Genomic DNA, 18,030 nt, shown 5'->3' with positions numbered 1-18,030 from the left:
GCAGGGTTTGGACAGCTGACGCCCGAGCATGAAAAAAGCGCCGTGACAGGCGCTTTTTTCGTACCACAGCCAGTACTTACTGAACGGTGTTTTCGCCGGCGGACTGCAGGCGTTGCAGTTCCTGGGCGTACAGCGCGTCGAAGTTCACCGGGGCCAGCATCAGGGCCGGGAACGAACCGCGGGTCACCAGGCTGTCCAGCGCTTCGCGAGCGTAAGGGAACAGGATGTTCGGGCAGAAGGCACCCAGGGTGTGGCTCATGGAAGCCTCGTCCAGGTTCTTGATCAGGAAGATACCGGCCTGTTGCACTTCAGCGATGAACGCCACTTCGTCGCCGTTCTTCACGGTCACGGACAGGGTCAGCACCACTTCGTGGAAGTCGGCTTCCAGGGCCTTCTGACGGGTGTTGAGGTCCAGGCCGACGCTTGGCTCCCACTGCTGACGGAAGATGGCCGGGCTTTTCGGCGCTTCGAAGGACAGGTCACGCACGTAGATGCGCTGCAGGGAGAATTGCGGTGCGCTTTCGTCTTCGGCAGCAGCAGTGTTCTGTTGGTCAGTCATCTCAGATCCTTCTTGATCTTGGGTCTAATAGGGTTAGGAATTTCAGGCCGCCAGCAGCGCGTCGAGCTTGCCGGCGCGCTCCAGGGCAAACAAATCATCACAACCACCTACATGGGTGGCACCGATCCAGATCTGCGGCACGGACGTGCGTCCGGCTTTCTGGGCCATGTCGGCGCGCACCTGCGGCTTGCCATCGACCTTGATCTCTTCGAAGGCTACGCCTTTGCTCCCGAGCAGTTGCTTGGCCCGCGAGCAGTAAGGGCAGTAATCACTGGAGTAGACGATGACCTGGGGCATTACTTCACCAATGGCAGGTTGTCGGCTTTCCAGCTGGAAACACCGCCGGACAGTTTGGCGGCAGTGAAACCGGACTTCATCAGTTCACGGGCATGGGTGCCGGCGTGCTGGCCTTGAGCGTCCACCAGGATGATGGTCTTGGCCTTGTGCTTCTCCAGTTCGCCGACACGGGCGGCCAGCTTGTCCTGGGGAATGTTCAGCGCGCCGACGATATGGCCGGCGGCATAGTCCTTGGACGGACGGATATCGATCACTACGCCCTGCTCGCTGTTGACCAGCGCGGTCAGTTCACGGGTGCTGAGGCTGCGGCCACCGCGGCTCAATTCATGAGCGATCAACAGAGCCAGCAGGATGGCGAAGGCGCCGACGAGCAAGTAGTGTTCAGTGGCGAATTGAATCAGGTGAGCAACCATCTAAGGAGGTTCCAGGGCGTTAAAATGTCGGCCAGTATACACAGCCCTCAAGGTCGGCCAAACCCCGCCCGGCGGTGACGCCACCGGAACTTCGCTTTAAACTGCCACTCCGTTTTTCAACACCTCCTTTTTCAACACTTTCCTATCCAGCCACGAGTGGACGCCATGACTACCACGCCTAAACCTTTGGTCCTGATGATTCTGGATGGCTTCGGTCACAGCGAGAGCCACGAATCCAACGCCGTCTATGCGGCCAAGAAGCCGGTCCTGGACCGCTTGTGCGCCAGCATGCCCAACGGCCTGATCTCGGGCTCGGGCATGGACGTCGGCCTGCCGGATGGGCAGATGGGCAACTCCGAGGTGGGCCACATGAACCTGGGCGCCGGTCGCGTGGTGTATCAGGACTTCACCCGGGTGACCAAGGCCATTCGTGACGGCGAGTTCTTCGAGAACCCGACCCTGTGCGCCGCCGTGGACAAGGCCGTGGCCGCCGGCAAGGCCGTGCACATCCTCGGCCTGCTGTCGGACGGCGGCGTGCACAGTCACCAGGACCACCTGATCGCCATGGCCGAACTGGCCTTCAAGCGCGGTGCCGAGAAGATCTACCTGCACGCCTTCCTCGATGGTCGCGACACCCCGCCCAAGAGCGCCCAGTCGTTCATCGAACTGCTGGACGAAAGCTTCAAGACCCTGGGCAAGGGCCGCATCGCCAGCCTGATCGGCCGCTACTTCGCCATGGACCGTGACAATCGCTGGGACCGCGTGGCCCAGGCCTATAACCTGATCGTCGACGGCCAGGGGCAGTTCAACGCCGCCACCGCCCAGGAAGGCCTGCAAGCGGCCTACGCCCGTGAAGAGAGCGACGAGTTCGTCAAGGCCACCACCATCGGCGAGCCGGTCAAGGTCGAAGACGGCGATGCCGTGGTGTTCATGAACTTCCGTGCCGACCGGGCTCGCGAGCTGACCCGGGTCTTCGTCGAGGACGACTTCAAGGACTTCGAGCGCGCGCGCCAGCCAAAGCTGGCCGGCTTCGTCATGCTCACCCAGTACGCCGCCAGCATCCCCGCGCCGGCAGCCTTTGCTCCGGGCAGCCTGGAAAACGTGCTGGGCGACTATTTGGCGAAAAACGGCAAGACCCAGCTGCGCATCGCCGAAACCGAAAAGTACGCCCACGTGACCTTCTTCTTCTCCGGCGGCCGTGAAGAGCCGTTCCCGGGGGAGGAGCGCATCCTGATCCCGTCGCCGAAAGTCGCCACCTACGACCTGCAGCCGGAAATGAGCGCTCCGGAAGTCACCGACAAGATCGTCGACGCCATCGAGCACCAGCGCTACGACGTGATCATCGTCAACTACGCCAACGGCGACATGGTCGGCCACAGCGGCGTGTTCGCCGCCGCGGTCAAAGCCGTGGAATGCCTGGACCTGTGCGTCGGGCGCATCGTCGATGCCCTGGAAAAGGTCGGTGGCGAAGCCCTGATCACCGCGGACCACGGCAACGTCGAGCAGATGTCCGACGCCTCCACCGGTCAGGCCCACACCGCTCACACCACCGAGCCGGTGCCCTTCATCTATTACGGCAAGCGCGCCCTGAAAGTCCGCGAAGGCGGGGTGCTGGCGGATGTGGCACCGACCATGCTCAAGCTGCTGGACCTGCCTCAGCCTGAGGAAATGACCGGCACCTCGATCCTGGTCGATCCTGCGCACTGAAACCCTCAGGTCGCCGTTGCATGAAAAACGCCCGATGCAGTCCATCGGGCGTTTTTCATTGCGGCTCCGCCCCGCTCCAGGCGCGGCGCGAAGGCCCAAGCGCAAGACAGCGCCACCAGACAAACACCTGCCATTTGCTGAATAATGATTATCGTTATCAGAACTGACCGCAGAGAGAATCCCATGAACAAGATGGCTACGCTGTTTCTAGCCTCCCTCCTGTCAGGCTGCGCAAGCCAGGTTCCTGCCCAACAGTCGCAGGCCCCCGAACAGCCACACACCCAGGTGGCCATGGACCCGCTGACCGCCGGCAAATTGCGCACGCTGTTGAGCATCCAGCCCCAGCAGCACGCTGCCGACATCGGGCAGATGAACGACCTCATTTCACGGGAGTTCCTGCAGACGCCTTATGCGCCGAACAAGCTGCAGGGCTCTGCGACCCTGGCCGAAAAACTGGTCGTCGACTTCAGGGGCCTGGACTGCTTTACCTACCTGGATTACGTCGAGGCATTGCGCCAGTCCCGCGACGAGGCCGGCTTCATCCACAACCTGGTGCAGATTCGCTACGTCAACGGCGACGTCAATTTCCTCAACCGCCGCCACTTCTTCACCGACTGGGCCCATGCCGGACAGCCCTTGGCCGATGACGTCACCGCCCTGCTGGGTGCCGATGCGGTGACCGTCGCCAAGCACCTCAATCAAAAGGCCGATGGCGGCCATTACCTGGCGGGGCTGCCCGTGGCCGACCGCGACATCACCTACATTCCCAGCGCGCGGATTAACCGGCATGTGCTCAGCAGCCTGCGCACCGGCGACTACATCGGCATCTACACCCCGCTCTCGGGCCTGGACGTCACCCACACCGGGCTGTTCATCAGGACCGCCCAGGGGCCCGTCCTGCGCAATGCGTCCTCGAAGCAGAACCAGCGCGTGGTGATCGACTCGCCGTTCATGGAGTACGTCCGCGACGTCCCGGGCATCGTGGTCCTGCGCGCCCGGCCAACCGACCTGGCCGATCACCCTGCATCCACCTACCAGAGCAGCGCCCAGGCACACCAGCATCCGCCCCACGCGCAAACTCCTGGCTGATCGCCGCGGAAACCGCTGGCAGGCTGATAGCAAATGGCCCAATAACCGCCCGGAAAGGGCTTTTTATGACGAACGCCGCAAAGCAGTTGGCTTTGAGGCGTTTTTTTTGCCGCGATGGGCGGGCATACTAGGCCGTCCCTTTCCCTGGTGTCGCCCGCCTCTATGCTTCGCGCCCTGATTGCCCTTGCTCTGATCTGCCTGCTCCAACCGGCTTTTGCCGACGAGCGCGCGCAAACCCAACAACAGTTGGACGCCACGCGTCAGGACATTGCCGAGCTGAAGAAACTGCTGGGCAAGCTGCAGGAAGAAAAATCCGGGGTGCAGAAAGAACTGCGCGGCACCGAAACCGAGATGGGCAAGCTGGAAAAGCAGGTCGAAGCCCTGCAGAAAGAGCTGAAGAAAAGCGAAGCCGAGCTGCAGCGACTCGATGAGGAGAAAAAAAAACTCCAGAGCGCGCGCACTGAACAGCAGCGACTGATCGCCATCCAGGCCCGCGCCGCCTACCAGAACGGGCGCCAGGAATACCTCAAGCTGCTGCTCAACCAGCAGAATCCGGAAAAATTCGCCCGTACCCTGACCTACTACGACTACCTGAGCCAGGCGCGCCTGGAGCAGTTGAAGAGTTTCAACGAGACCCTGCGCCAGCTGGCCAATGTGGAAAAGGACATCTCCCTGCAACAGGCCCAGTTGCTGGTGCAGAAGAGCAGCCTCGACACCCAGCGTGAAGAACTCGACAAGGTCCGCAAGGAGCGGCAACTGGCCCTGGCCAAGCTCAACGACGACGTGAAGGCCCGGGACGACAAGCTCAAGGCCCGCGAGCAGGACCAGGCCGACCTGGCCAAGGTGCTCAAGACCATTGAAGAAACCCTGGCCCGCCAGGCCCGCGAGGCAGAAGAAGCGCGCCAGAAAGCGCTGATCGCCCAGCAGGAAGCCGAAAAAAAGCGTTTACGTGAAGCCCAGGCCGACGCCAGCGATGCCCCGCGCAAGCCCGTCAGATCAAGCCCGGGCGCCTTGGTTTCCAGCGCCGGCCCTTCCTTCGGCGGTGCATTTGCCGCCGCCCGGGGAAAACTTCCATGGCCGGTTGATGGTCGATTGCTGGCACGCTTTGGTGAAACCCGTGGCGATGACTCCCGTTCCAAGTGGGACGGGGTGATGATCAGCGCCGCCGCCGGCAGCCAGGTACACGCCGTGCATGGTGGCCGGGTGGTGTTCGCCGACTGGCTGCGCGGCGCCGGGCTGCTGGTGATCCTCGACCATGGCAACGGCTACCTGAGTCTCTACGGGCACAACCAGACCCTGCTCAAGGAAGCCGGTGATGTGGTCAAGGCCGGAGAGTCCATCTCCACCGTGGGTAATAGTGGCGGACAGGACACTCCTGCGCTGTACTTTGCAATTCGTCAGCAGGGCCGCCCCAGCGACCCGGCACAGTGGTGCCACGCGCAAGGATAAGCGCTGCATCTAAATTAGGAGTTCGTTCGACATGCTGCATTTGTCCCGCCTTACCTCGCTGGCCCTGACGATCGCCCTGGTGATCGGAGCGCCTCTGGCGTTTGCCGCCGAAACCGCTCAATCAGCGACCGCCGCGACCACCAAGGCACCTTTGCCGCTGGAAGAACTGCGCACCTTTGCCGAGGTCATGGACCGGATCAAGGCGGCCTATGTCGAACCCGTGGATGACAAGACCCTGCTGGAGAATGCCATCAAGGGCATGCTCAGCAACCTCGACCCGCACTCGGCCTACCTGGGCCCGGAAGACTTCGCCGAACTGCAGGAAAGCACCAGCGGCGAATTCGGCGGCCTGGGCATCGAAGTGGGCGCCGAAGACGGCTTTATCAAAGTGGTCTCGCCGATCGACGACACGCCAGCGTCCAAGGCCGGGATCCAGGCCGGCGACCTGATCGTCAAGATCAACGGTCAGCCGACCCGTGGCCAGACCATGACCGAAGCCGTGGACAAGATGCGCGGCAAGATCGGCCAGAAAATCACCCTGACCCTGGTGCGCGACGGCGGTACGCCGTTCGACGTGACCCTGGCCCGCGCCACCATCCAGGTGAAGAGCGTGAAGAGCCAGTTGCTGGAGTCGGGCTACGGCTACATCCGCATCACCCAGTTCCAGGTCAAGACCGGCGAGGAAGTCTCCAAGGCCCTGGCCAAGCTGCGCAAGGACAACGGCAAGAAGCTCAACGGCATCATCCTCGACCTGCGCAACAACCCGGGCGGCGTGCTGCAGGCCGCGGTGGAAGTGGTCGACCACTTCATCACCAAGGGCCTGATCGTCTACACCAAGGGTCGCATCGCCAACTCCGAGCTGCGCTTCTCTGCCACCGGCAAGGACGAAAGCGAAGCCGTGCCGATGGTGGTGCTGATCAACGGCGGCAGCGCCTCGGCTTCGGAAATCGTCGCCGGCGCCCTGCAGGACCAGAAACGCGCGGTGCTGATGGGCACCACCAGCTTCGGCAAGGGCTCGGTGCAGACCGTGCTGCCGCTGAACAACGACCGCGCGCTGAAGATCACCACCGCGCTGTACTTCACCCCCAACGGCCGCTCGATCCAGGCCCAGGGCATCGTTCCGGACATCGAAGTGCGCCGCGCCAAGATCACCAGCGAGGCCCAGGACGGCGAGTACTTCAAGGAAGCCGACCTGCAGGGTCACCTGGGCAATGGCAACGGCGGTGCCGACAAGCCGAGCGGTTCGGCCAGCAAGGCCAAACCGATGCCACAGGATGACGACTACCAGCTGGCCCAGGCCCTGAGCCTGCTCAAGGGGCTGAGCATCACCCGCGGCAAGTGATTGAACCCTTCGCCGGCAAGCCGGCTCCTACAGGAGCCGGCTTGTGTAGGAGCTGGCTCGCCAGCGAAGCGCCCGCCAGGGCGCCCATTCCCCTATAAGGCTTGATCCCGCCCCCCATGATTTCCCACCGCCCATCCCTGTTCCGCCCGCTCTGGGCCCCGCTGCTGGCCCTGCTGTGCTTCTTCACTGCTGCGACCCACGCTGCCGAACCGGCACCTGCGGCACCCAAGGCCTACCTGAGCCTGATCATCGACGACCTCGGGCAGAACCTGCCCCGCGACCGCCGCGTGCTGGCCCTGCCCGGCCCGGTGACCACGGCGATCATGCCCGACACGCCCCACGCCGCCGAGTTCGCCCGCGAAGCTCACCGGGCCGGCAAGATCGTCATCCTGCACATGCCCATGGACCCGGCCACCGGCCCCTTCGCCTGGCACCCCGAGCTGCCCATCGAGGAGCTGCAAAAGCGCCTGGAGGCTGCCTTCCAGGCCGTGCCCTACACCAGCGGCATCAACAACCACATGGGCAGCCGCATGACCGCCCAGCCCCAGGCCATGGCCTGGCTGATGGCCGACTTGCAGCGACGCCACAAATTCTTCGTCGACAGCCGCACCAGCGCCCAGACGGTCGCCGCCGCCGAAGCGCAGAAGATCGGTCTGGCCAGCGTTTCCCGGGATGTGTTCCTGGACGACGAACGGACGGAGGCGGCAATCAGCCAACAGTTGCAGACAGCCATCAAACTGGCGCGCAAACAGGGCTCGGCGGTGATGATCGGCCACCCTTATCCACAGACCCTGGCCGTACTCGAACGCGAACTGCCCACGCTCAAGGCCCAGGGCATCGAGTGGATCGATATCAAGTCGATGATCAGCCTGCGCAGCAACGAAGCCATGGCCGGGCACGGCAAGAACGGCAAGTACAGATAGGGCAGCGGCAGGCCTCAAGCTGCAAGCCAAAGCGCCGCCGACCTGCTGTGACTTGTAGCTTGCGGCTTGCGGCTGCTTCTAGAGATAACGCCCCATGATTTCCTCCACCAGCCCCTCTTCACGCATCGCGTCCAGGGCTGCCTGGAGCTTGGCCACCACGTCATCGGACACGTCCTTGTTCAGGGCCAGGTACAGCTCGGCGCTGTTGAAGCGCAGCACGGTCTTGAGGCCGGTGATGCCTTCCTGCTTGGCCAGGTAACGTCCCGCCGGATCGCCGGTGGCCCAGAGATCGATCTGCCCCGCCACCAGCTTTTTGGCGTTGTCCTGGTCCCGCAGCACCACCTGGGGCGCCAGGCCCTGCTTGGCCAGGGTCTGGGCAATGGCATCGCCCTTGTAGGCACCGATCTTGTAGCTGCGCGCCTGCTCCAGGGATTCGAGGGTGATCTTGCTGCCGGCCTTGGCCAGCATGATCCAGTCGTCCGGGCCGATGGGGCCGACCCACTTGAACAGCGGCTCGCGCTCCGGCAGCCGGGCCATGACGAACACGCCATAGCCCGGCTGTTCCAGGGCCATCTTGTAGATGCGCTCCCAGGGGAAACGCAGGGTCAGGCTGTAATTGATCCCGGCGCGCTTGAACATTTCGCGGACGATATCCACGGCGATGCCGTCGACGTTCTCGCCTTGCGCGAAGTTCTTGCCGTTCTTGGCCATGTTGTAGGGGGGGAAGTTTTCCGTCAGCAGCACCAGGGCGGTGTCGGCGGTTTCAGCGGCGCGGGCCAGAGTGCTCAGGAGCAGGGTCGCGCTGGCGACAACCACAAGAAGACGTTTGAACATGACGGGATACCAGAATCCATGGCGTGCTCAAGAGTGCCGCGAGCACGCCATGCTGTCCAGTGGCTATCGCACCACGATCCCGCGCTGCGCCATGTAGGCCTTGGCCTCGGGAACCGTGTATTCGCCGAAGTGGAAAATGCTCGCCGCCAGCACCGCGCTGGCGTGGCCTTCGATGATGCCGTCGGCCAGATGCTGGAGGTTGCCGACGCCGCCGGAGGCGATGACCGGGATTCCCAGGGCATCGCTGATGGCCCGGGTCACGCCCAGGTCAAAGCCGTTTTTCATGCCGTCCTGATCCATGCTGGTGAGCAGGATCTCGCCGGCGCCCAGGCCTTCCATCTTCTTCGCCCACTCCACCGCGTCCAGACCGGTGGGCTTGCGCCCGCCATGGGTGAAGATTTCCCAGCGCGGGGTTTCGCCCGGGCCGGAGACCTTCTTCGCGTCGATGGCGACCACGATGCATTGCGAGCCGAAATGCTGCGCCGCTTCACCGACAAACTCGGGGTTGAACACCGCCGCGGTGTTGATCGAAACCTTGTCCGCGCCGGCATTGAGCAGGTTGCGGATGTCCTGCACGGTGCGCACGCCACCGCCCACGGTCAGCGGGATGAACACCTGGCTGGCCATGCGCTCGACGGTATGCAAGGTGGTATCACGACCATCGACGCTAGCGGTGATGTCGAGGAAGGTGATTTCGTCGGCACCCTGCTCATCGTAGCGACGGGCGATTTCCACCGGGTCGCCGGCGTCGCGGATGTTCTCGAACTTGACGCCCTTGACCACCCGGCCGTTGTCCACGTCCAGGCAAGGGATGATGCGTTTGGCTAAGGCCATGGGCTTAATCTCCGATGAAGAGTTGCAAGCTGCGGGCTACAAGCGGCAAGTCAGAGCCGATCGCGGTCGGGCGTTGACAGGCCGCTTGCCGCTTATGACTTGCAGCTGGCCGCGTAGCCATCACAAAAGGCCTGGGCTTCTGCCACATCCAGCGTGCCCTCATAAATGGCGCGGCCGGTAATGGCGCCGATGATTCCCGGCGCCTTGGCACCCAGCAGGGCCTTGATGTCGCCCAGGTTGTGGATGCCGCCGGAGGCGATCACCGGAATTTTGGTGGCCGCCGCCAGGGCCGCAGTGAACGGCACATTGCAGCCCTGCATCATGCCGTCTTTGGCGATGTCGGTATAAACGATGGCGGACACGCCGTCGGCTTCGAAGCGCTTGGCCAGGTCGATCACCTGCACGCTGCTGACTTCAGCCCAGCCGTCGGTGGCGACGAAACCGTCCTTGGCGTCCAGGCCGACGATGACCTTGCCCGGGAACGCGCGGCAGGCCTCGGCAACGAACTCCGGCTCCTTGACCGCCTTGGTGCCGATGATCACGTAGCTCACGCCGGCCTTGACGTAATGCTCGATGGTTTCCAGGGAACGGATACCACCGCCGATCTGGATCGGCAGGTTCGGGTAGCGCTTGGCGATCGCGGTGACCACCTCGCCGTTGACCGGCTGGCCTTCGAAGGCGCCGTTGAGGTCCACCAGATGCAGACGACGGCAACCCCCTTCAACCCACTTGGCGGCCATGCTCACCGGGTCATCGGAGAACACCGTGGAATCTTCCATGCGGCCCTGGCGCAGACGCACACAGGCGCCGTCCTTGAGATCGATAGCGGGAATAATCAGCATGCTTTTTCCTTCGTCAAAAGAGCTGCAAGCTGCAAGCCACAAGCTGCAAGCATGCGTGTCTGTTGTTCTTGCAGCTCGAAGCTTGGAGCTTTCAGCTGCTCTTCTCTAATGCCCATAGGTCGCTTTCGATGCTTTCAAACCGCTCTTTGAGGTGGGTCTGCACATCGAAAATCGCCCGGTTGTAATAGTGCGGAGCAATTTCCCGGGTAAAGAGTTCAAGAATCTCCGCCGCCTCGAACGAGCCCAGGTCGAGCTCGAAGCGCTCGGCCATGAAGCGCTTGATCTTGTGCGTCGCCTCACTCTCCTGTTCGGCAGTGAGGCTCAGGATCGGCGGCTTGGATTTCTTGATCGCCATTTACCAGCGACCGTCCCAGGCGGCGAAATTCTGCAGCAACTGCAGGCCGTGGGTATGGCTCTTCTCCGGGTGGAACTGCACGGCGAAACGCGAGCCATCGGCCAGCGCCGCGGCGAAATCCACCCCGTAATGACCGCTGCCCACCACCTGCCGCGCGTTGCCGGCGTTGATGTAGTAGCTGTGCACGAAGTAGAAGCGCGCCCGGTCCGGAATGCTGTGCCACAGCGGATGGTCCACCGCCTGCTTCACTTCGTTCCAGCCCATGTGCGGCACCTTCAGGTGCTCGCCGTCCTCGATCAGGCCCTTGCCGAAGAACTTCACCTGGCCGGGAAACAGGCCGATGCAGTCGACGCCCTCGTTCTCTTCGCTGTGGTCGAGCAAGGCTTGCATGCCCACGCAGATCCCGAGGAACGGACGATCCTGGCTGACTTCACGCACCAGGGCGTCGAAGCCCAGGCGACGGATCTCGGCCATGCAGTCGCGAATCGCGCCCACACCGGGAAACACCACCCGGTCGGCTTCGCGAATCACGCCGGCATCGCTGGTGATCAGTACCTTGCCGGCGCCCACGTGCTCCAGGGCCTTGGCCACCGAGTGCAGGTTGCCCATGCCGTAGTCGATAACGGCGACGGTCTGCATTACAGCACGCCCTTGGTGGAGGGCATCTGGCCGGCCATGCGCTCGTCCAGCTCCACTGCCATGCGCAGTGCACGGCCGAAGGCCTTGAACACGGTCTCGATCTGGTGGTGGGTGTTGGTGCCGCGCAGGGTGTCGATGTGCAGGGTCACGTTGGCGTGGTTGACGAAGCCCTGGAAGAATTCCTGGAACAGGTCAACGTCGAAACCGCCGACGGTGGCGCGGGTGAAGGGTACGTGCATCTGCAGGCCGGGACGGCCGGAGAAGTCGATCACCACGCGGGACAGGGCTTCATCCAGCGGCACATAGGCGTGGCCGTAGCGACGGATGCCCTTCTTGTCGCCGATGGCCTTGCTGAACGCCTGGCCGAGGGTGATACCGACATCCTCCACGGTGTGGTGGTCGTCGATATGCAGGTCGCCCTTGCTTTCGATGTCCAGGTCGATCAGCCCGTGCCGGGCGATCTGGTCCAGCATGTGCTCAAGGAAGGGCACGCCGATATCGAATCGGGCCTCTCCGGTGCCATCCAGGTTGATCGAGGCTTTGATCTGGGTTTCCAGAGTGTCGCGCTCGACAGATGCCTTACGTTCGGCCATCACCAGCTCCGCAAAATCATTGGGCGAAAAAGGCGAATAGTATAGGCCCGACGGCGGCCAAACAGAAACACGCAGGACAATATCCTGACGGGCGCCAGCCAATGAATACGGGCTGTACCTGTCATGACAACTTCAGGAAATGGCTTGCCGGTGAAGGCGCCGGGGCTTGCCGACCCAGACGCCGGATTCGCCGGCAGCCCGGCCCCTACGCAGGAGCCGGGCTGCCGGCAAAGCCCTTAATTGAACAGCACCGCCGTTTTCTGCAGGGTGACCCACACGCCCCACGCCAGCGGAATGCCCACTGCCAGCCAGGCGGCGATCACCAGCGGCAGGCTGGCGGATGACGCTTTCCACTCCAGCACGACGCTGCTGTCGGCGCCCTTGTCGTGGCCCAGGGCCTGCTCGGCCGCCAGTTGCTCGTCGGTCATGAAGTACTTGTCGGCCACCGGGCGCACCAGCAGGTTGCACAGGAAGCCCAGCACCAGCAGGCCGGCGAGGATGTACAGGGTGATGTCATACGCCGCGGCGCGTTCGACGCCGATGCTCAGCTGGTACTCGCGCAGGTAGTTCACCAGCACCGGGCCCAGCACCCCCGCCGCCGCCCAGGCGGTCAGCAGGCGACCGTGGATCGCCCCCACCATCTGCGTGCCGAACAGGTCGGCCAGGTAGGCCGGCACCGTGGCGAAACCGCCGCCGTACATCGACAGGATGATGCAGAACGCCGCCACGAACAGGGCGATGTTGCCCAGGTGGCCGAGGTTCGGAATCAGCGCGTACAGGGCAAAGCCCAGGGCGAAGAACACGAAGTAGGTGTTCTTGCGTCCCAGGTAGTCGGAGAACGACGCCCAGAAGAACCGCCCGCCGATGTTGAACAGGCTCAACAGACCGGTGAAGCCGGCCGCGATGGCGGCGATCTGCGCCAGTTGCCCGGCATCCAGCTGGCTGAAGGTCAGGCCGTTGCCCAGCAGCTTGCCGGCGAACACTTCCTGCAGCAGCGGCGAAGCCATGCCGAGAATGCCGATACCGGCCGAGACGTTGAGGCACAGCACCAGCCAGACCAGGCGGAACTGCGGGGTCTTCCAGGCCACGTTCACGTGCACATGGCGGTGGGTGATCATCGAGTTGGCGGCTTTCTTCGCCGGTGCCGTCCAGCCTTCAGGCTTCCAGCCGGTAGGCGGGACCCGGTACGCCAGGGCGCCGCCGATCATGAACACGAAGTAGATCGCGGCCATCACCAGGAAGCTCTGCCACACGCCAACGCTGGTCGGGGTGGCGAAGTGGCTCATCAACGCCGCCGCCAGGGGCGCGCCCACCATGGCACCGCCGCCGAAGCCCATGATCGCCATGCCGGTGGCCATGCCGCGCTTGTCCGGGAACCACTTGATCAGGGTCGATACCGGGGAGATGTAGCCCAGGCCCAGACCGATGCCGCCGATGACCCCGGAGCCGATCCACATCAGCCAGATCTGGTGGGTATAGACCCCCAGGGCCGAGATCAGCAGGCCGCCGCACCAGCACAGCGCCGAAACCACACCGGCCTTGCGCGGCCCGGCGTGTTCCAGCCAGCCACCCCAGATCGCCGCCGAACAGCCGAGGAAGATGAAGAACAGGGTGTAGATCCAGCCGAGCATGGAGATCGGCCAGTCGCACTGGGACGAGAAGATCTGCGCGATGAAGCCCATGTCCGGTGCGCACGCCACCGGCGCGCTGATGCCCAGCGCCTTGGACAGCGGCAGCCAGAACACCGAGAAGCCGTAGGCCATGCCGATGCACAGGTGAATGGCCAAAGCGGCCGGCGGAACCAGCCAACGGTTGAAACCGGGCTTGGCAATGATGCGTTCCTTGGACAAGAACGCTGGCTGAGCGCCCGAACTGGCGGACGCGATGCTGGAGCTCATGGTTGTTTCCCCCAATTATTAGAATTGTTCATCGGCCACTCCTCTGCGACGACCTTGGCCCATGGGCACGGTCGTTTTATGAGTAAAGCTTCCTTTTGGCAGGCGCGACATTAAGTCGCGGAAGGACGGACGAACCGCGAGAGGTTACCATTTGCGACAAACTAAAAAACCAAACTGCCCCCACCTTTTTTCCGGCAACTGTATTGGCCGCAAGCCTGGCCAGTGGCCAAAAGAGCCCCGCCAAAACGAAAAAACCTCTAACTGCAATGGGTGACCAGCCGTCAGGTTCAGAGCGTTATACTCCCTCGCTAAATTTTGAATTCGACATACAAGGACTCGCCCATGAAAGCGTTCGGCAAAATCCTGGGTCTGGTAATTCTCGGGCTGTTGCTGATCATCGTGGCTCTCGGCTTTGCCCTGACCCACCTGTTTGATCCCAACGACTACAAAGAAGAGATTCGCCAGATAGCCCGCGACAAGGCCCACATCGAGCTGACGCTCAATGGCGACATCGGCTGGAGCCTGTTCCCCTGGCTTGGCCTGGAATTGCATGACGCGGGCGTGGCCACCCTGGCCAATCCGACCCAGCCTTTCGCCGACCTGCAAATGCTCGGCCTGTCGGTGCGAGTCCTGCCGCTGCTGCGCCGCGAAGTGCAGATGAGCGATGTGCGAGTCGAAGGCCTGAACCTGCGCCTGAACCGCAACAAGGAAGGCCACGGCAACTGGCAGGACATCGGCAAGGCCGCCCCGACCGACAAGCAGGCCGAAACCCCGGCCACCAGCACCGGCGAAGCGAGCCCGCCCGGCGGCGCCCCGGACAAGTCGTCACAGCCGATCCGCCTGGACATCGACAGCCTGACCGTGAACAACGCCCGGGTTGAGTACAACGATGAACAGACCGGCAAGCAGTTCACCGCCGAAAGCATCCAACTGAGCACCGGGCCGATACACGAAGCTACCAACACGCCGCTCAAGCTCACCGCGTTCCTGGCCAGCAGCCAGCCCGCCGTGCGCGTGCGCACCGAACTCAACGGCGAACTGCGCTTCGACCGCGCCCTGCAGCGCTATCAGTTCGAAGACATGCGCCTGTCCGGCGAGGCCACCGGCGATCCGCTGCAGGGCAAGACCGTGACCTTCGCCGCCCAGGGCCAGTTGCTGCTGGACAAGGCCGCCAACGTCGGCCAGTGGACCGGCCTCAAGGTCTCCTTCAACCAACTGCGGGCCCTGGGCGAACTCAAGGTCAACGACCTGGACAAGACCCCGCAGATCAGTGGCGGGATTTCCATTGCCCAGTTCGACCTGGCGAAATTCGTCGACAGCATCGGCCAGACCCTGCCGGCCATGGCCGCAGGCAGCCTGAGCAAGGTCGAACTGGTCAGCCGCCTGCAAGGCACGCCCAGCAGCCTGGCCCTGGAAGACCTGAACCTGAAGCTCGACGACAGCACCTTCAGCGGCCGCCTGGCCATCGAGGACTTCGACAAGCAGTCACTGCGCGCCCAGCTCAAGGCCGACACCTTCAATGTCGACCGCTACCTGCCGCCCAAGTCCGCCGAAGCCAACAGTGCCGCCACTGCGCGCAAGGCCGAAGTGCAGAGCAGCGAAGCCGACGCCATGGCCGGCGCCGGCACCACGCCGCTGCCCAACTCGCCGACCAAGGGCGCCTGGAGCACCGACAAACTGCTGCCGGTGGAACGCCTGAACAAGCTCGACTTCGACGCCGACCTGAGCTTCGGCCAACTGACCCTGGACAAGCTGCCGATTCAGAATGCCGCGCTCAAGGCCAGCGGCCAGGGCGGCCTGCTGAAACTGTCCAGCCTGCGCGGCGAGCTGTACAACGGCAGCTTCGAGGCCAACGGCACCCTCGATGTGCGCCAAAGCACACCGCAGTTGAACCTGCAGACCAAGATCAACCGGGTGCCGGTGGAACGCATCCTCGAAAGCCAGGGCCAGACGCCTCCAGTCAAGGGCCTGGTGACCCTCAACAGCAACCTCAGCGGCAACGGCAACAGCCAGAAAGCGCTGATCGACAGCCTCAACGGCAGCGCCAGTTTCGTCATCAACAACGGCGTGCTGCTCAACGCCAACATCGAACAGCAGTTGTGCCAGGGCATCGCCGTGCTCAACCGCAAGAACCTCACCAGCACGCCCCGGGGCAAGGACACCCCCTTCCAGGAGCTCAAGGGCAACCTGACGCTGCGCAACGGCGTGGCCAGCAACCCGGACCTGAAAGTGCGCATCCCCGGCCTGAGCGTCAACGGCAATGGCGACATCGACCTGCGGGTACTGGGCATGGACTACCGGGTCGGCATCGTCGTCGAGGGCGACCTCAGCGATAACCCGGACCCGGCCTGCCAGGTGGGTGAACGCTTCACCGGCGTTGAACTGCCGCTGCGCTGCCGCGGGCCGCTGGAGCTGGGGGCCAAGGCCTGCCGTCTGGACAAGGACGGCCTGGGCCAGGTCGCGGCCAAGCTGGCCGGTGACCGGCTGCAGCAGAAAATCGACGAAAAGCTGGGTGACAAGGTCAGCCCGGAACTGAAAAACGCGCTCAAGGGGCTGTTCAAACGATGAGAGCCGAGGCCTTTGCACCGGCGGTGCTGGACTGGTACGACCGCCACGGCCGTCATGACCTGCCCTGGCAGCAGGACATCAACCCGTATCGAGTGTGGGTGTCGGAGATCATGCTGCAACAGACCCAGGTCAGCACCGTGCTCAACTACTTCGACCGCTTCATGGCCTCGCTACCCACGGTGCAGGCCCTGGCCGAGGCCCCGGAAGACGAAGTGCTGCACCTGTGGACCGGCCTGGGCTACTACACCCGGGCGCGCAATCTGCAAAAGACCGCGAAGATCGTCATGGCCGAGTACGGCGGCGAGTTTCCCCGGGACGTGGAAAAACTCACCGAGCTGCCGGGCATCGGCCTGTCCACCGCCGGCGCCATCGCCAGCATCAGCATGGGCCTGCGGGCGCCGATCCTCGACGGCAACGTCAAGCGGGTGCTGGCACGCTTCACCGCCCAGGAGGGCTACCCGGGAGAACCCAAGGTGGCCAAGCAGTTGTGGGCCACTGCGGAGCGCTTCACGCCCCACAGCCGGGTCAACCACTACACCCAGGCGATGATGGACCTGGGGGCGACCCTATGTACCCGCAGCAAGCCCAGTTGCCTGCTGTGCCCCCTGGAGCGCGGCTGCGAAGCCCACATGCTTGGCCTGGAAACCCGCTACCCGATTCCCAAGCCGCGCAAGGAGGTGCCACAGAAGCGCACCCTGATGCCGTTGCTGGCCAACCGCGAAGGCGCCATCCTGCTTTACCGGCGGCCCTCCAGCGGCCTCTGGGGCGGCTTGTGGAGCCTGCCGGAACTGGACGGCCTGGACGACATTCCGCACCTGGCCTCGCAGCACGCCCTGGAACTGGGCCAGCAACAGCAGATGCCGGAGCTGGTCCACACCTTCAGTCACTTCCAACTGGCCATCGAGCCCTGGCTGATCCGGGTCGAAGAGTCGGCCCTGCACGTCGCCGAGGCCGATTGGCTCTGGTATAACCTCGCCACCCCGCCGCGCCTGGGCCTTGCCGCCCCGGTGAAGACACTGCTCAAACGCGCGGCCGAAGTCTTGAATGCAGGAGAGTCGTCATGACCCGCACCGTAATGTGCCGCAAATACCAGGAAGAACTGCCGGGCCTGGAACGCCCCCCGTACCCGGGCGCCAAAGGCCAGGATATTTTCGAACACGTCTCGGCCAAGGCCTGGGCTGACTGGCAGAAACACCAGACCCTGCTGATCAACGAAAAGCGCCTGAACATGATGAATGCCGAAGACCGCAAATATCTGCAGGGCGAGATGGACAAATTTTTCTCCGGCGAGGAATACGCCAAGGCCGAAGGCTACGTGCCGCCGGCTGAGTAAAACCCGCACAAAATCGGGGGCGGAACGTAAGCGGCGGTAATAATTAAACTTTTTTTCAAAACTTGCTTGACGCCCCCCTGAAAAACCCGTTTAATGCGCCCCGTTGCCCAGATAGCTCAGTCGGTAGAGCAGGGGATTGAAAATCCCCGTGTCGGCGGTTCGATTCCGTCTCTGGGCACCACCTTCAGCTTTCAGGTGGTGTTTGCATCACGTGAAAGCAACCAGAAAACCCGCCTAGTGCGGGTTTTTTGTTGCCTGCCATTCAGCCCTTCCCTTCCTCCCCGCTCGACACCCCGGCTTTCTTTCCTGCACAACCCAACCGCTGCGCGATCATCGCGCCACCCACACAGCGCAT

18 protein-coding genes and 1 tRNA gene are annotated in these 18,030 nt (G+C 63.4%); 9 read left to right on the top strand and 10 right to left on the bottom strand.

Features of this window, described 5'->3' with window-relative positions:
- Nucleotides 1-76 precede the first annotated feature (76 nt).
- From secB to PST29_RS01865, 3 genes are read right to left on the bottom strand one after another with little or no spacing between them, the layout of a single operon-like run.
- A complete protein-coding gene (gene secB, locus PST29_RS01875) occupies nucleotides 77-559 on the bottom strand; it encodes a protein-export chaperone SecB (RefSeq protein WP_016963308.1) in 483 nt (160 codons plus the stop codon).
- 42 nt (nucleotides 560-601) lie between these two features.
- Nucleotides 602-856: a glutaredoxin 3 gene (gene grxC, locus PST29_RS01870; protein WP_060837109.1), complete on the bottom strand. Its 255-nt coding sequence runs from the start codon at nucleotides 854-856 to the stop codon at nucleotides 602-604.
- Nucleotides 856-1,269: a rhodanese-like domain-containing protein gene (locus PST29_RS01865; protein WP_060837108.1), complete on the bottom strand. Its 414-nt coding sequence runs from the start codon at nucleotides 1,267-1,269 to the stop codon at nucleotides 856-858. The genes grxC and PST29_RS01865 overlap by 1 nt, the downstream gene beginning before the upstream one ends.
- 165 nt (nucleotides 1,270-1,434) lie before the next feature.
- Between PST29_RS01865 and gpmI the strand changes: the two genes are divergently transcribed.
- From gpmI to PST29_RS01840, 5 genes are all read left to right on the top strand, one after another.
- Entirely contained in the window at nucleotides 1,435-2,976 is a 1,542-nt protein-coding gene (gpmI, locus tag PST29_RS01860) for a 2,3-bisphosphoglycerate-independent phosphoglycerate mutase (protein ID WP_060842225.1), read from the top strand.
- A 183-nt stretch (nucleotides 2,977-3,159) separates the two neighbouring features.
- Nucleotides 3,160-4,065, top strand: a complete 906-nt coding sequence (locus PST29_RS01855) for a DUF1460 domain-containing protein (RefSeq protein WP_060842224.1) — start codon at nucleotides 3,160-3,162, stop codon at nucleotides 4,063-4,065.
- 162 nt (nucleotides 4,066-4,227) lie between these two features.
- Nucleotides 4,228-5,514: a murein hydrolase activator EnvC family protein gene (locus tag PST29_RS01850; protein WP_060837105.1), complete on the top strand. Its 1,287-nt coding sequence runs from the start codon at nucleotides 4,228-4,230 to the stop codon at nucleotides 5,512-5,514.
- 31 nt (nucleotides 5,515-5,545) lie between these two features.
- The gene (locus PST29_RS01845) at nucleotides 5,546-6,856 is read left to right on the top strand and encodes a S41 family peptidase (protein WP_060842223.1); all 1,311 of its coding nucleotides are present in this window, start codon (nucleotides 5,546-5,548) and stop codon (nucleotides 6,854-6,856) included.
- Between the two features lie 116 nt (nucleotides 6,857-6,972).
- Nucleotides 6,973-7,779: a divergent polysaccharide deacetylase family protein gene (locus PST29_RS01840; protein WP_060837104.1), complete on the top strand. Its 807-nt coding sequence runs from the start codon at nucleotides 6,973-6,975 to the stop codon at nucleotides 7,777-7,779.
- A 78-nt stretch (nucleotides 7,780-7,857) separates the two neighbouring features.
- Here PST29_RS01840 and PST29_RS01835 read toward each other — a convergent pair whose 3' ends face one another.
- The 7 genes from PST29_RS01835 to PST29_RS01805 all read right to left on the bottom strand — a co-directional run bounded on the left by PST29_RS01835 (nucleotide 7,858) and on the right by PST29_RS01805 (nucleotide 13,774).
- Nucleotides 7,858-8,613, bottom strand: coding sequence for a substrate-binding periplasmic protein (locus PST29_RS01835; protein ID WP_060842222.1), 756 nt, complete (start codon nucleotides 8,611-8,613; stop codon nucleotides 7,858-7,860).
- A 63-nt stretch (nucleotides 8,614-8,676) separates the two neighbouring features.
- Entirely contained in the window at nucleotides 8,677-9,447 is a 771-nt protein-coding gene (gene hisF, locus PST29_RS01830) for an imidazole glycerol phosphate synthase subunit HisF (protein ID WP_015633827.1), read from the bottom strand.
- A gap of 92 nt (nucleotides 9,448-9,539) precedes the next feature.
- Nucleotides 9,540-10,289, bottom strand: coding sequence for a 1-(5-phosphoribosyl)-5-[(5-phosphoribosylamino)methylideneamino]imidazole-4-carboxamide isomerase (gene hisA, locus PST29_RS01825; protein ID WP_060842221.1), 750 nt, complete (start codon nucleotides 10,287-10,289; stop codon nucleotides 9,540-9,542).
- A gap of 91 nt (nucleotides 10,290-10,380) precedes the next feature.
- Nucleotides 10,381-10,644: a DUF2164 domain-containing protein gene (locus PST29_RS01820; RefSeq protein WP_060837100.1), complete on the bottom strand. Its 264-nt coding sequence runs from the start codon at nucleotides 10,642-10,644 to the stop codon at nucleotides 10,381-10,383.
- Nucleotides 10,645-11,283, bottom strand: coding sequence for an imidazole glycerol phosphate synthase subunit HisH (hisH, locus tag PST29_RS01815; RefSeq protein WP_060842220.1), 639 nt, complete (start codon nucleotides 11,281-11,283; stop codon nucleotides 10,645-10,647).
- Complete coding sequence (hisB, locus tag PST29_RS01810) at nucleotides 11,283-11,876, bottom strand: imidazoleglycerol-phosphate dehydratase HisB (RefSeq protein WP_060842219.1); 594 nt, start codon at nucleotides 11,874-11,876, stop codon at nucleotides 11,283-11,285. The genes hisH and hisB overlap by 1 nt, the downstream gene beginning before the upstream one ends.
- A gap of 236 nt (nucleotides 11,877-12,112) precedes the next feature.
- Complete coding sequence (locus PST29_RS01805) at nucleotides 12,113-13,774, bottom strand: OFA family MFS transporter (RefSeq protein WP_060842218.1); 1,662 nt, start codon at nucleotides 13,772-13,774, stop codon at nucleotides 12,113-12,115.
- Nucleotides 13,775-14,116: 342 nt separating this feature from the next.
- On the opposite strand from PST29_RS01805, the gene PST29_RS01800 reads away from it, so the two are divergent.
- From PST29_RS01800 to PST29_RS01785, 4 genes are all read left to right on the top strand, one after another.
- Nucleotides 14,117-16,342 carry an AsmA family protein gene (locus tag PST29_RS01800; RefSeq protein ID WP_060842217.1) on the top strand — a complete coding sequence of 742 codons (2,226 nt, stop codon included), beginning with the start codon at nucleotides 14,117-14,119 and terminating at the stop codon, nucleotides 16,340-16,342.
- Nucleotides 16,339-17,406 (top strand): A/G-specific adenine glycosylase, encoded by a 1,068-nt coding sequence (gene mutY / locus PST29_RS01795; RefSeq protein ID WP_047301098.1) that lies wholly within the window; start codon nucleotides 16,339-16,341, stop codon nucleotides 17,404-17,406. The genes PST29_RS01800 and mutY overlap by 4 nt, the downstream gene beginning before the upstream one ends.
- A complete protein-coding gene (locus tag PST29_RS01790) occupies nucleotides 17,403-17,675 on the top strand; it encodes an oxidative damage protection protein (RefSeq protein ID WP_047301095.1) in 273 nt (90 codons plus the stop codon). Before mutY ends, PST29_RS01790 begins: the two co-directional genes overlap by 4 nt.
- 105 nt (nucleotides 17,676-17,780) lie before the next feature.
- Nucleotides 17,781-17,856 (top strand) — tRNA-Phe (locus tag PST29_RS01785).
- Nucleotides 17,857-18,030: the final 174 nt, after the last annotated feature.

Origin of the sequence: Pseudomonas sp. St29 (assembly GCF_001547915.1) — a bacterium.
In the GTDB taxonomy this organism is placed as follows: Bacteria; Pseudomonadota; Gammaproteobacteria; order Pseudomonadales; family Pseudomonadaceae; genus Aquipseudomonas.
This window is presented reverse-complemented; position numbering and strand designations above follow the sequence as displayed.